This is a genomic window from Microvirga arabica (assembly GCF_016811235.1).
In the GTDB taxonomy this organism is placed as follows: domain Bacteria; phylum Pseudomonadota; class Alphaproteobacteria; order Rhizobiales; family Beijerinckiaceae; genus Microvirga; species Microvirga arabica.
The window spans coordinates 14495-26902 of record NZ_JAFBID010000034.1; the positions used below are offsets into that span (position 1 = coordinate 14495).

The following is a 12408-nucleotide window of genomic DNA, read 5'->3' on the forward strand; positions in this document are numbered from 1 at the left end:
CGCACCCATGACCATTGCCATCACCGGCGCCACCGGACAGCTCGGCCGCCTCGTCATCGACAAGCTCAAGGCCAAGGTACCTGCAAGCGAGATCATCGCGCTGGTGCGCACCCCCGCAAAGGCTGCCGACCTCGGTGTCGCCGCCCGGGAGGCCGATTACACCAGGCCAGAAACACTCGACCAGGCGCTCGCCGGGGTGGACACGCTGCTGCTCGTCTCCTCGAACGCGATCGGCCAGCGGGCCGTCCAGCACCGCAACGTCATCGAGGCGGCCAAGCGAGCGGGTGTGAAGCGGATCGTCTATACAAGCCTGCTCCGGGCTGACACCACGCCCCTGACCTCCCTGGCGAACGAGCACCGCGCGGCCGAAGCCGACCTGAAAGCATCGGGCATTCCGTTCACGATCCTGCGCAACGGCTGGTACACCGAGAACTACACCCGATCCGTCGGTGGCGCGGTGGCCGGAGGTGCCTTCATCGGCAGCGCCGGAGACGGCAGGATCTCGTCGGCCGCACGTGTCGACTACGCGGAAGCCGCCGTCGCCGTGCTGACGGGCGAAGGTCACGAGGGCAGGACGTACGAGCTTGCTGGCGACGATGCCTATACGCTCGCAGATCTCGCTGCCGAGATCTCCCGGCAGACCGGCAAGGACATTCCCTACAGGAACCTGCCCGAGGTGGACTATGCGAAGGCTCTCGTGGGGTTCGGCCTTCCCGAAGGAATGGCCCATCACATTGCCAGCTATGATATCGGCACGGCCCAAGGGGCTCTCTTCGAGGATGGGCGGCAGCTCTCCCGGCTGATCGGCCGACCGACGACACCACTGTCCGCTGCCGTCGCCGAGGCGCTCCGGTAACGGCTACCAAGCGGGGGCATGGAGCCCATGCGCACGCCTGGCTGACATTCCCATTGAAATTGACGTGCGCCGATTCCGGACCAGCGGACGTCGGCCCCGAAGGAGAAACGATGCCCACCAGCCAACCCATTCGCCTGCTGTACCTGTTCGACCCGCTGTGCGGGTGGTGCTACGCCGCCGCCCCGGCGGTCGCCGCCATGGCTGAGGAATACGGCCCGGCATTCGAGTTCATGCCCAGCGGTCTGTTTGCCGGGTCCGGGGCACGCCCGCTCGACGAGGCCATGGCCACGCATGCCTGGACCAACGATCAGCGCATCGCCCAGATGACCGGGCAGGTCTTCTCGGAACTCTATCGCGTCAACGTCCTGGCCCGGCGCGACCGCCCCTTCGACTCAGGCCCGCTCACCCTGGCGATGACGGCGGTCCGCGTCGTCGATCCTGCCTTGGAGGCGCAATTCCTGCACCGGGCCCAGGCGGCCCGCTACATCGATGGCCGCGACACCACCGATCCCGCGGTGCTGGCGGAGATCGCATCTGGGCTAGAGACTGGCTTGGAGAACTTGGCGACCCGGCTGGTGTCAGACGAAGACCTCGCCACTGCGGCGGCCGCTAGGGTCGCGGAATCGCGGCGCCTGCAATCCCGGATCGGTGTCGCCGGGGTTCCGGCTCTCGTTGTCAGGACCACGGCCGGGGATCACCTGGTGCATGGAGCCGCGCTGTACGGCGGGCGCGAAGCCGTGCTCCCGGCCATCGAGGCGGCTGCGGCCGCCTGAGGAGAGATGCCGGACGGGAGGCATCTCTGACGGCCGCCATGGCCCGCCAGTTCAGTACAGCGACCTTCTCGATCCGGTCTGCATCGGAAGACGTGGGTTCGGGAGCGGCCGATCCATTGAATGGCCGCTCCCTGCCAGTCCTCGAAGGCATCGAAGGTCTTCGTCTCCGAGGCGATGAACCCCCTCTACGTCTAGGGAAGAAGGCGTGAGATGCTCACGCTCGGGTCAGTCGAGATCTGCGAAGACAAGGCCTGTGTGGATCAACATGTCCGGAGCCTTGTCGAGCAACGTGCCTCAAAGCCTCACTGTCTCGCCATCCTTCGGCAGCTTGATCTTGTCCAGGAAGCCTTCCTTGTCGGCAAAGGCTTGCAGAGCCCCACGGGTGAGGACGCAGTGGTTGACGGCCTCCATGTGGCTGCCGATCAGAAGCGCCTGCGGCGCAGCCTTGTGCACGGCGAGCACGTCCTGCGTCCCCATGATCAGGGAGCCGACGCCAAAGACATAGGCGTCGCCACAGTTGAGAACGATGACGTCTGGGCGGTGCGTCCGGATCGCATCGGCCACATCGTCATTCCAGACGGTATCGCCCGCGACATAGATCGTCTTGAGGCCTTGGCGCTTGAACGCCACACCGCACACCAGACCGATGTTCTTGCCCATCTTCTCGATGACGGCAGGGCTGCCATGAACCCCTCTGGTTCGTGCAAGTGTCACGCCCTTGAACTCCGTCGTCGGCGTCAGCACGCGCACATCCTTGAATCCGTCGCCTCGGACCGCCTTCGCATCGGCCTCGTCCTGAACGAACACCGGGAGCGACTTTGACAGCGCGGCTTTCGCGGCGGCGTCCCAATGATCGTGATGCAAGTGGGTGAGGATCACGGCATCAACGTCAACGAGCCCAGCCACATCCATAGGGAGCGGGACCATGGGATTCGTCCTGTCCTGGTTCGGCGTCCGTGGGAAGGCAGGGAATGATCCCGGGTTGCCAAGCATCGGGTCCACCAGGAACCGGACGCCGCCGTAGTCGATGCGCAGCGTTGCATTGCGCACCTGCGTGAGCTTTGCCTGGTTGCTCGCACCGGGGGCCGACCCGGTCGATGCCGCCTGAGCCGCGGCGGAGGAGGCGACGAGTGCCCCTCCAGCCAGGGCAAGTGCCTGTCGGCGCGTGAGCGCGGTATTCTTCGTGGTCTCAGCGGTCATGCATCGTTCCTTGTCAATGGGAGGTCCGGTCCTGGCGAACAGGTGGGCCTGGAAGGCGCCTGCGCCTGACGAGCCTCTTGGATAGCGCGGCATCCGATGCGATATGAGTGGCGGAACCGACAAATTTCAGGGTGAGATCGACATGAGTGCTGCATCCCCGATCGAGATCGGCCTCGTGCTGTACTCCGGCGTCCAGATGGCGGCCGTGCTCGGGATGACCGATCTCTTCACAGTCGCTGACAGGCTGGCGCGAAGGAAGCACCCTGACCCATCGACCCCCCTGCTGAGGATCAGCCACTGGCAACGGGAGCACAGTGACGAAACCCCGCGCCGCGTGTTCGACACGGCACCTGGAGCCGGGGGAGCGCCTGCCTTCCTTGTGCTTGCACCTGGGTTGGGCGATCCCGTCCAACCCGAGGAGGCTGCGCTGTTCGCAAAGTGGCTGCGGGACAGCCATGGCGCCGGCACCTCGCTCGGCTCGGTCTGCAAGGGCGCGTTCCTGCTTGGGGAGACGGGTCTTCTGGCAGGCCGGACGGTAACCACGCACTGGACCTATGCGGAGCCGTTCCGGAAGCGCTTCCCGGACGCACGGGTCGAAGCCGACCGCCTGATCATCGACGATGGCGACATCATTACGGCAGGTGGGGTGATGGCCTGGACGGACCTCGCCCTGAAGCTGATCGACCGCTTTCTGGGGCCGACGGTCATGATCGAGACGGCGCAGGTGTTCGTGGTCGATCCTCCCGGTCGGGAGCAGAGCTACTACAGCGCCTTCTCGCCGCGGCTGACGCATGGCGACGCTGCCGTGCTCAAGGTGCAGCACTGGCTGCAAGCGACGGATGCCAAGGAGATCGACCTCACGACCCTTGCCAAACAGGCCGGGCTTGAGGAGCGGACGTTCCTGCGGCGCTTTCAGAAGGCGACGGGTCACACGACCACGGAGTACTGCCAGAGGCTGCGGGTCGGGAAGGCGCGGGAACTCTTGCAGTTCGGCACGCTCTCCTTCGACCAGGTGGCGTGGGAGGTCGGCTATTCCGATCCTGGGGCCTTCCGGAAGGTGTTCACCCGGATCGTCGGCTTGACGCCCAATGACTATCGGCGGCGCTTCCGGGCAACCGCCCGCTGACTCTAAGTCGCAGATCGCTCCGTGCTGACAATTGTGTGACCGAGGAAAGACTGCATCGGGTCATCCTGAGTCCTTGGGCGAGGCTCTGCGAAGGTCCCGGAACCGCTCCATTGCGGAAATACGGCCAAGGTCAGCTCCGTGCCAATATAAGACCTTCCGAGCCTAGCGTCGGTAGCGTGCTTATCCATCAATGGCTTACGACGGGACCAACGGGTGAATTTCGCCGAAGCCCCTTCATGTAACGGCTCCCTTCAATATATCCGAGTTCGGAAGTAGAATTGGTCTTGGGTCACCCCGATCCGAGGGGATCACATGAGGCGGCGGGAGTTCATCGTGCGGATGGGCGCGGCCACAGCATGGCCGCTTGCTGCCCGCGCACAACAACCAGCGCTGCCGGTGGTCGGCTTCTTGCGTAGCACACCAGCAGCTCCGTTCGCCCATCTAGTTACAGCATTCCGTAAGGGCATGAGCGAAACCGGGTTTTTTGAAGGCCAGAACGTCGCGATCGAGTATCGCTGGGCGAACAATCAACTAGAGCAGCTGCCGAGCCTCGCGGCCGATCTGGTACGCCGGCAAGTGGCTGCAATCGTCAGCAATGGCCTTGCGGTGCAGGCTGCCGAGGCCGCCACCACGACCATCCCGATCGTGTTCGTGGCCGGTGACGATCCCGTCAGGAGCGGCCTCGTCTCTAACCTCGGCCGACCGAGCGGCAACGTCACAGGTATAACCTTCTTCGCCGGCACTAGACTCGATGAGAAGCGGCTGGAGTTGCTGCATGAGCTGGCTCCTAAGGGCGCCCCTATCGCCGTGCTCCTTGATCTGAACTACGCTCTTGGCGAAAACACGTTGCTGAACGTGGAGGCGGCGGGTCGCGTTCTCGGGCGGGAGATTATGGCCGTGAAGGTCGCAAGCGAGCGTGACTTCGATGCGGCATTCACAAAGGTCGTCCAGGCGGGGGCCGGAGCGCTTTTGGTCAGCGGTAGTCCGTTCTTCACCAGCCATCGGCGAGCACTTGTCGCTCTAGCAGCGCACCATGCCGTTCCGGCGAGTTATGACCTGCGCGATTTCGTCGAAGCTGGCGGCCTGATCAGCTATGGTGCAAGCCTTTCCGGTGCCTACCGCCACGCAGGCAACTACGTCGGTCGCATTCTCAAAGGCGAAAAGCCGGCTAACCTGCCGGTTCAGCAGTCGACCACATTTGAGCTGGCGATCAATTTGAGTGCTGCCAAGGCGCTCGGCATCACAATTCCTGCCTCGCTTCTCGTTCGCACCGACGAGGCGATCGAGTAGGGCCTCGCGCGTGCGCGAAAAGCGTGCGTAGTTCGCAGAAGGCCCTTTATGGAAGGGAAATGGGGGCACTTCTTCCTCATTCAATCACCTCGTCAGCGCGCGCTAGGAGTGCGTCTGGAATGTTGATGGCAAGTGTCGTGGCCGTCCCAAGGTTGATGGCCATTTCAAGCTTGGTTGCCCGCGAGACCGGCATTTCGGCAGGGTTGGCACCGTTGAGGATCTGGCCAACATAGGTGCCTGCCTGACGATAGGCGCCCGCAATGCTGGCCCCGCAACTGATCAGGCCGCCATCCTCGACATAGTCGCGCAGGTCATAACTTGCCGGGATGGCATGGCGAGCCGCCAGCGCGATCAGTGCCTTGCGGTGGCTTGTGAAGAACGGACTGCCGCTGACCAGGATTGCACCGGCACCTGCTTGAACAATCCTGGCGAAGGCTGCCTCGAAATCACGCTCGCTTTCGGTTCGCACCACCATGATGGACCGCCCAAACCCACGGGCGGCTGTTTCCACAGCCGGCAGTTCGCTGCCGCCTTCCGGGTAGTTCGGATCAAGCAGCACGGCGATGGCAGAATCCCTGGGGGCCAACTCGTGCAGGAGCTCAAGCCGTTTCACTCCAAGCGACTCGCCCCAAAGAACGTGACCCCCGTGAGATTGCCGCCCGGCTGGTTCAGGCTGGCGGCGAGGCCGCTCTTGACTGGATCGTCAGCAAGGACGAACACGATTGGGATTGTGTCAGTAGCGTCCTTGGCGGCCCGTACCGCAAGGCCATTGCCAACGATAGTGGCAACCTTGCGCTGAACCAGATCAGCCGCGAGACCCGGCAGCCGATCCAGGTGGTTGTCCGCCCAGCGATACTCAATTGTTACATTCTCGCCTTCAACAAACCCGGCCTCCTTCAGGCCCTCACGAAATGCTGTGACGAGGTGCGCGAATGGCTTGGAGGGTGTGCTGCGGAGGAATCCCACGACTGGCAACGGGGCTGCTGCGCACGCACGGCGAGCGGCCATCCGATAGCCGTCCCTCCGATAAGAGCCATGAACTCGCGCCGTCTCATCAAGACACCTGTTGGTCTTGTTCCAGCATACGCCCGTTAGCCTCACCTGTCGTGGGGCTGCCAAACCCAGATGAAGTCAAGACGGGAGAAGTCATCCGCGTAATTCTGGTAAAACGCTTTACGGCACCGGATGCCGTGTCATTTGAGCGTATTCGAAAGCTTCCACCGGGACTGGAGGCGGTGAGCCAGTAAAGAGCCAGTCTATACAGCCGCTCTGCTCGGATGGATGTGAGCACAAATGCTAAAAACACTTGTGAGCTTCTGGCGCCAAGCCCTCCTCAAGGATTGTGCGGCTCACAAGCTATATGACGCAGAGAGCTAAAGTCAGCTCCGGGTTAAACAGCGACGATCCCCTGCGCTTTCGGAATGTCCGACTCGATGAGGATTGCGGCCCTCAAGCTTAGGTCTCAGGCGCGCCAACAGGGAACTTTCCAGTTCTGCCTATTCCACTACGCACCTGCAAAGCTTTACGATTGATCGAGTTAATTTCGCCGGGATCCGTATATGGAACCGCTCTCTTCTAGTTTCACACGGATCAGAGTAAGCTCAAGGCTGGGCTGAAGCGATCGAGGCGATCGAATGAGGCGGCGCGCATTCATTGTGGCTTTTGGCAGTGCTGCCGCCTGGCCTTTCGGTACGCACGCCCAAACCAAAACGGCCCGGGTTGGACTGCTGCATCCTCAGCCCTCACCAGCCCTTGTGGCCCTTCGGTTCGCCGCCGTCCAGGAAGGCCTCGCCGCCGGCTCGCCTTCCAGGCGAGCAATTGAGATCGTGTCCCGGGTGGCCGACGGCACCCACGAACGGCTGCGTATCTACGCGGAGGAACTGGCGGCCGCGCGGCTTGATGTTATCGTAGCCATGAGCCCGTTGGCTATCGCCACTGCCAGGGACGCCACGCAGATCATACCGATTGTCGGAATTGACCTTGAGACTGATCCCATCGCCGCGGGCTGGGCCGTGAGCCTCGCCCGGCCCGGAGGCAACGTGACCGGGGTTTTCTTGGATGTCTCTGAATTCGCAGCCAAATGTTTGCAAATCCTCACCGAGGCCGTCACGGGGCTTACACACATCGGCGTGCTGTGGGATCCTGCAACAGGCAACTACCAGCGCGATGCTGTCCAATCCACTGCGGCTACCATGGGACTGTCCTTTGGGGTGCGGGCGACACCGTCTATTGCCGAGGTCGAGCCGGCCGTCCGGAGCCTTGCGGCGGAGGGTTGTGGTGCACTGCTCATCCTGTCGTCGCCAGTGTTCGGGGCCTTTTCTGCCCCCGTGGCCAAAGTCACCGGTGAGGCGCGCCTGCCGGCCATCATGTTATTTCCGGAGTTCGTACAAAGCGGTGGTCTGATCACCTATGGCCCTGATCTCCAGGAGTTGTGTCACCGTGCCGGCATCATGGCACGGCGGATCATAGAAGGAGCAGACGTTTCCGAACTTCCGATCGAGCGGCCCGAGCGCTTTCGCCTGCGTCTTAATCTGCGCACAGCACGGGCACTTGGAATTGAGCTCCCGGTTTCGCTTCTTGCTCAGGCCGACGAGGTGATCGAATGACAGCGGTGCAAGCCGCTGAGGGATTGGCTCCGGCAGGAGTGGCATCCAGCACCCGAGTGCCGCAGAACGTGCTGCCCTCCCCCATCCCCGGTGAGGCTGGCTGGAGCGCCAAGCCTTGAGAAGGCAACATCGCCAATTTCGTGGTCTCTTCCGCAAGTACTTTGTCGTGCTGTTCCTGGCAGTCATCGTTCCGCTAGCCGCGAATGGCATCAGCGATGCTTGGTTTGGCTACCGTGACCAGCGGGCGAGACTGGATCAACTACTCGGCGTTGAGGCGAGAGCTGCGGCAACGAGGATCCAGGGTTTTCTTGACGGCATCACGGATCAGCTTGGCTGGTTGGTCCAGCTCCCCTGGAGTGAGGAGCCGGACGAGCGCCGGCGCATTGATGCTCTGCGTTTGCTGCGGCAGGTGCCCGCCATCGTTAGCTTGACCCTCGTCGACGGCGCCGGACGGGAGCGGCTGTACGTGTCGCGGATCGGTCTGAACCGGACCGAGAGCCGTACGGACCGTTCCACTGAGCCGGCAGTGATAGGAGTCCGCTCGGCCCGGATTTGGTACGGCGAGGTCAGCTACTACCGCGGCTCCGAGCCTTATCTGAGCGTCGCCATTTCTGGCAACCGTCCGTCTGTGGGCATTGCTGTGGCCGAGATCAACCTGAAGCTGATCTGGGACGTGATTTCGGCCATCAAGGTTGGGGAGACGGGATCCGCCTTCGTGCTCGATGTGCCGGGTCGGCTCGTCGCCCATCCTGACATCAGCCTCGTCCTGCGTGGCGCAGACAATGCCACGCTGGCACCTTTTCGAGCCATCCGAGAGGCTATTGCGCGTGCGGGTACAGGTCTCGCAACTGGTCAGGACGCTCAGGGCAATGCCATTGCCGCTGCCGCCGCTCCGATTTCCGGCCCTGACTGGACTGTTGTGGTTGAGCAACCGCTGTCGGAGGCCTACGGGCCCATCTATGCCGCCCTATGGCGGACGGGGATCCTCCTGCTCGGCGGTGTCGCCTTCGCAGGCCTGCTCGCCTATGCATTGGCACGTCGGATGACCGAGCCGATCCGTCTGCTTGAGGAGGGTACCGAGCTCATCGGCGCCGGACAGTTTGACCACCGCATTCAAATCAGAACCGGCGACGAACTCCAGCGGCTGGCTGACAGCTTCAACGCCATGGCGGCTGAACTCGCGGTCTCGCAGGAGCGGCAGGAGCGCATTGCAAAGCTCAAGCGGTTCCTGGCCCCGCAAGTGGCCGAGCTCGTCGACCGCAAGGGCGACGACGGGGTGCTCGAAGGCCGCCGCACGGAGGTGGTGGCGGTATTCTGTGACCTACGCGGCTTCACCGCCTTCTCCGCTAAAGCCGCACCCGAGGAGGTGATGAGGGTGCTCTCCGCGTACTACAAGGTGCTTGGCCAGATCATTACTACGTATGGAGCGACGCTTACGAGCTTCTCAGGTGACGGCCTGATGGTACTTGTCAACGCGCCCGTACCTGTCGAGGAGCCGGCACTACAGGCGGTGGATCTGGCTGTGGAGATGCAAAGAAGCGTGCAGGAGCTCATCATCGGCTGGCGGGGGCGCGGGCACCAGATCGGGTTTGGGGTGGGGCTTGCCACGGGGGAAGCGACCGTGGGGCGGATCGGCTACGAGAGCCGCTTCGACTACACGGCCATCGGCAATGTCGTGAACCTTGCTGCAAGGCTGTGCGCAGCGGCGGCAGATCGGGAGATCCTTGTAGATGCGAAAGTTGCAGAAGCAGTCGGAGGCAAGCGCGCCCTGATCCCATTCGGGTCCCGTCCGATCAAGGGCTACGACGAGGAGTTACCCGTGTTCGGCATCTCCTTTGACGAGCAGCCTGACGCTGCTTAGGCTTCGTGGTCGCCAGATGAGAAATCCCTACTCGATCACCTCGTCCGCTTGGGCCAGCAGAGCAGGCGGAACCTCCAGGTTCAGTTGCCTTGCGGTTTGCAGGTTGAGGGTCAGGCTGAACAGGCTTGGGCTTTCGAAGGGCAACTCCGAGACCTTCGTGCCTTTCAGGATACGATCTACGAAGATTGCGGTACGCTGGTGAATATCCTGAAGATCGGCAGCATAGACCAGAAGAAATCCGGCCTCCCCGTAGAACGGCAGTTGCCCAATCGTCGGCAGACGCGACTTGATTGCGTGCTCCGCGATTGAGTTGCGCAGGTTGTCCATGGCAGGATCGGCCAGGACGACGAGCGCCTCGACGCCCGTTTCGCGAAGCCTGTCGATCTCAGGCCCCACATCCGCCTGGGTCAAGAGGAAACCTGGGCTTGCCTTAAGGCCCATCTGGGCAGTCACGGCCTCAGCCCTTCTAACCGTCGGTTCCTTCGACGCGTTGCCCCGTGTCGCCAGGATCCCAACATGGCGCATGCTTGGGGCGGCTGTCTTCAGGGCCTCAAGCTGCTTGTCGATCACCTCGTCATTGGCCAGGGTCAGACCGGTGATGTTCCTGCCAGGTCGGGAATAGCTCTGCGCCCATCCAGCCCGTACAGGATCAATTCCCGTGCCCGACACGATGATCGGAATGTCCTGCGTGACTCGCACGGCCTCTTGCGCAACAACCGCCCCGCCAACAACGAGAACGTCGACGGGCAGCCGAACCAACTCCTCGATGAGAGCCCCTAAGCGGTCGAGGCGACCTTGCGCATCCCGTACCAGAAGCTGGGCTGTGGTACCATCGACCCATCCGAGCGCCGCGAGTGCGGGCCCGATGGTTCGGGCCAGGGGCGCAGGCCGGCCGTCGGAGCGCCCGACCACCACGATCCCGATTCCCGGCAGAGGGTTCGCCTGCGCTCGGGCACGAGGGCAAAGGAGACCCAGCAAACTGGACGGAACCATGCCAAGGACGTCCCGCCGCCTCATTCGATAACCTCGTCCGCGCTGGCGAGTATAGAGGACGGCACCTCGATGCCAAGACTGCGGGCCGCCTTGAGGTTGACGGCAAGCTCGAAGATTGCCGGACGCTCGATTGGGATGCTCGCGGGTGGGACTCCTTGCAGCACCTGCGCCAGTTTCTGCCCTACTGTGCGGTAAAGGATGTCCCGGTTGGGCCCGTAACCCAGAAGGCAACCGAGCTGGGCCATGTTCGCCCATTCGCAAGCGGTGGGTAAGCCCGCCTCGCGCGCATGGTCGAGCAGCAATTCGGCATTGGCATAGAACTGGGCGTTGGCTCCGATCACAAGAGCTTGGGCCCCGCGCTCCCTGGTATGCCGAAAGGCGGCGCCATAGTCGGCAGGGCCTTCTGCCAAGGCAATGATAAGATCCAGCCCCGCATCGGCCGCTGCGGCTTGAACGTCGCGTTGCTGCTCGTCCAGCACGGGCGAACGGCTGAACAGCAGAACGGCAACCCGCCGCATGGTCGGGATCACCTCATGTAGAAGTTGGATGCGCTTGCCATTGAGGGAAGTCGCCAGGATGACCACTCCAGTCACATTGCCGCCTGGACGCGACAACGTTCCCGCCAGCCCCTCTGAGATAGCGTCCTCGCCACCATAGAGCACGGTCGGAATGGTGCTTGTGGTCTGACGAATGGTGCGGGCGGCCGAGACTGCAATGGCCAGGATTGCATCGGGTGAGAAATCTAGCAGCTCGTGGGCGAGACGCGGGAGCTCCGGTTCAGCGCCGGAGCGGTAGACAACTGATAGGTTGGCGCCCTCCACGAACCCGTGCCTGGCCAGCTCGGGAAGTGATCTCGCGCGAAAGACCTCAAATGCCCGGCCAATTGGAGACAAAACGCCAAGTCGATAGACACGCCCCGTTCCCTGCCCCACCGCACGGGAGGCAAACCCGGCACCCCCGAGCAATGCGAGGAACGCCCGTCGCTTCATGCCATCACCTTGCCGCTGGGCGTTGCAGGTACTACCGTACTTCGCCTCTGGCAGCTTACCCCTGCGGTCAGCCAAAGACCAGCCGGGAGAACGCTAGCAGGTCTACCGGGTCGAATGATGCTTCAGCGCTTGGTAATAGCATAGCGAAGCGCTTGCCGATCAGATGCATCCCAGGGTCGAGGCGACCATGGTGGACGATAGCGTTCGCGGTGTAGCCCGTGGTGAACAGAACCGGCAGCCCTGGCCTGCGCCGGGACACCTCGTCTGAGAGTGCACGCCCGTTCATCCCTCCGGCCAGAACGACATCGGTAAAGAGGAGTTGGATTTCCGGATGCTGCTCAACGATCTCCAGAGCCCCCCGACCGTCGCCAGCCTCAAGGACACGGTATCCGAGATCCCGCAGTGCCTCGGTGGTGTAGGTTCGTAGATCGGGCTCATCTTCCACGACCAGAATGGTCTCGCCCGTGCCTCTCACCATCGCGGGGCTCTTCGCGGGCATCTCGGCAGGCTCCTCGTCCGAGCCGATCAGGCGGGGCAAGTAGATCTTGATCGTGGTGCCCTCGCCCAGCTCGCTATAGATCCTCACATGGCCGTTGGATTGCCGCACGAAGCCGTAGACCTGGCTGAGGCCCAGGCCGGTGCCCTTGCCGGCTTCCTTAGTGGTAAAGAACGGCTCGAACACCCTCTCCATCGTTGCCCTGTCCATCCCGGTGC

At 62.9% G+C, this 12408-nt stretch carries 12 protein-coding genes and 1 pseudogene; 6 read left to right on the top strand and 7 right to left on the bottom strand.

The window, feature by feature from the left end; translation table 11 throughout:
• Nucleotides 1-7: 7 nt before the first annotated feature.
• Nucleotides 8-856 carry an SDR family oxidoreductase gene (locus tag JQC81_RS17180; protein WP_203273014.1) on the top strand — a complete coding sequence of 283 codons (849 nt, stop codon included), beginning with the start codon at nucleotides 8-10 and terminating at the stop codon, nucleotides 854-856.
• Between the two features lie 110 nt (nucleotides 857-966).
• On the top strand, nucleotides 967-1629 hold the full coding sequence (locus JQC81_RS17185; RefSeq protein WP_203273015.1) for a DsbA family protein: 663 nt from the start codon (nucleotides 967-969) through the stop codon (nucleotides 1627-1629).
• Nucleotides 1630-1923: 294 nt separating this feature from the next.
• Here the strand turns inward: JQC81_RS17185 and JQC81_RS17190 are convergent, their stop codons facing one another.
• Entirely contained in the window at nucleotides 1924-2829 is a 906-nt protein-coding gene (locus JQC81_RS17190) for an MBL fold metallo-hydrolase (RefSeq protein ID WP_203273016.1), read from the bottom strand.
• Nucleotides 2830-2932: 103 nt separating this feature from the next.
• On the opposite strand from JQC81_RS17190, the gene JQC81_RS17195 reads away from it, so the two are divergent.
• Complete coding sequence (locus JQC81_RS17195) at nucleotides 2933-3955, top strand: GlxA family transcriptional regulator (RefSeq protein ID WP_203273017.1); 1023 nt, start codon at nucleotides 2933-2935, stop codon at nucleotides 3953-3955.
• 312 nt (nucleotides 3956-4267) lie between these two features.
• Entirely contained in the window at nucleotides 4268-5245 is a 978-nt protein-coding gene (locus tag JQC81_RS17200; protein WP_203273018.1) for an ABC transporter substrate-binding protein, read from the top strand.
• A gap of 76 nt (nucleotides 5246-5321) precedes the next feature.
• On the opposite strand, the gene JQC81_RS33890 is transcribed toward JQC81_RS17200, so the two are convergent.
• Together JQC81_RS33890 and JQC81_RS33895 are read right to left on the bottom strand one after the other, a co-directional pair.
• A complete protein-coding gene (locus JQC81_RS33890; RefSeq protein ID WP_203273019.1) occupies nucleotides 5322-5858 on the bottom strand; it encodes an ABC transporter substrate-binding protein in 537 nt (178 codons plus the stop codon).
• Nucleotides 5855-6211, bottom strand: coding sequence for an ABC transporter substrate binding protein (locus JQC81_RS33895; protein ID WP_203273020.1), 357 nt, complete (start codon nucleotides 6209-6211; stop codon nucleotides 5855-5857). Before JQC81_RS33895 ends, JQC81_RS33890 begins: the two co-directional genes overlap by 4 nt.
• A 668-nt stretch (nucleotides 6212-6879) precedes the next feature.
• Here JQC81_RS33895 and JQC81_RS17215 point away from each other — a divergent pair.
• Together JQC81_RS17215 and JQC81_RS17220 are read left to right on the top strand one after the other, a co-directional pair.
• On the top strand, nucleotides 6880-7851 hold the full coding sequence (locus JQC81_RS17215; RefSeq protein ID WP_203273021.1) for an ABC transporter substrate-binding protein: 972 nt from the start codon (nucleotides 6880-6882) through the stop codon (nucleotides 7849-7851).
• Nucleotides 7852-7966: 115 nt separating this feature from the next.
• Nucleotides 7967-9712, top strand: coding sequence for a cache domain-containing protein (locus JQC81_RS17220; protein ID WP_203273022.1), 1746 nt, complete (start codon nucleotides 7967-7969; stop codon nucleotides 9710-9712).
• Nucleotides 9713-9739: 27 nt separating this feature from the next.
• On the opposite strand, the gene JQC81_RS17225 is transcribed toward JQC81_RS17220, so the two are convergent.
• From JQC81_RS17225 to JQC81_RS33905, 4 genes and pseudogenes are all read right to left on the bottom strand, one after another.
• Complete coding sequence (locus JQC81_RS17225; protein ID WP_203273023.1) at nucleotides 9740-10729, bottom strand: ABC transporter substrate-binding protein; 990 nt, start codon at nucleotides 10727-10729, stop codon at nucleotides 9740-9742.
• Nucleotides 10726-11694: an ABC transporter substrate-binding protein gene (locus JQC81_RS17230; protein WP_203273024.1), complete on the bottom strand. Its 969-nt coding sequence runs from the start codon at nucleotides 11692-11694 to the stop codon at nucleotides 10726-10728. Before JQC81_RS17230 ends, JQC81_RS17225 begins: the two co-directional genes overlap by 4 nt.
• Nucleotides 11695-11761: 67 nt before the next feature.
• Nucleotides 11762-12193: a response regulator gene (locus tag JQC81_RS33900; protein ID WP_312887544.1), complete on the bottom strand. Its 432-nt coding sequence runs from the start codon at nucleotides 12191-12193 to the stop codon at nucleotides 11762-11764.
• 42 nt (nucleotides 12194-12235) lie between these two features.
• Nucleotides 12236-12406 (bottom strand): annotated as a pseudogene (locus tag JQC81_RS33905) (ATP-binding protein); the annotation flags it as partial.
• Between the last annotated feature and the right edge of the window lie 2 nt (nucleotides 12407-12408).

What these genes read in the sequence shown, in the direction of transcription:
- JQC81_RS17195 (WP_203273017.1), top strand. Translation starts at nt 2,933, where the DNA reads ATGAGTGGCGGAACCGACAAATTTCAGGGTGAGATCGACATGAGTGCT.
- JQC81_RS17230 (WP_203273024.1), bottom strand. Translation starts at nt 11,694, where the DNA reads ATGAAGCGACGGGCGTTCCTCGCATTGCTCGGGGGTGCCGGGTTTGCC.
- JQC81_RS17180 (WP_203273014.1), top strand. Translation starts at nt 8, where the DNA reads ATGACCATTGCCATCACCGGCGCCACCGGACAGCTCGGCCGCCTCGTC.
- JQC81_RS17225 (WP_203273023.1), bottom strand. Translation starts at nt 10,729, where the DNA reads ATGAGGCGGCGGGACGTCCTTGGCATGGTTCCGTCCAGTTTGCTGGGT.
- JQC81_RS17185 (WP_203273015.1), top strand. Translation starts at nt 967, where the DNA reads ATGCCCACCAGCCAACCCATTCGCCTGCTGTACCTGTTCGACCCGCTG.
- JQC81_RS33900 (WP_312887544.1), bottom strand. Translation starts at nt 12,193, where the DNA reads ATGCCCGCGAAGAGCCCCGCGATGGTGAGAGGCACGGGCGAGACCATT.
- JQC81_RS17190 (WP_203273016.1), bottom strand. Translation starts at nt 2,829, where the DNA reads ATGACCGCTGAGACCACGAAGAATACCGCGCTCACGCGCCGACAGGCA.
- JQC81_RS17200 (WP_203273018.1), top strand. Translation starts at nt 4,268, where the DNA reads ATGAGGCGGCGGGAGTTCATCGTGCGGATGGGCGCGGCCACAGCATGG.
- JQC81_RS17215 (WP_203273021.1), top strand. Translation starts at nt 6,880, where the DNA reads ATGAGGCGGCGCGCATTCATTGTGGCTTTTGGCAGTGCTGCCGCCTGG.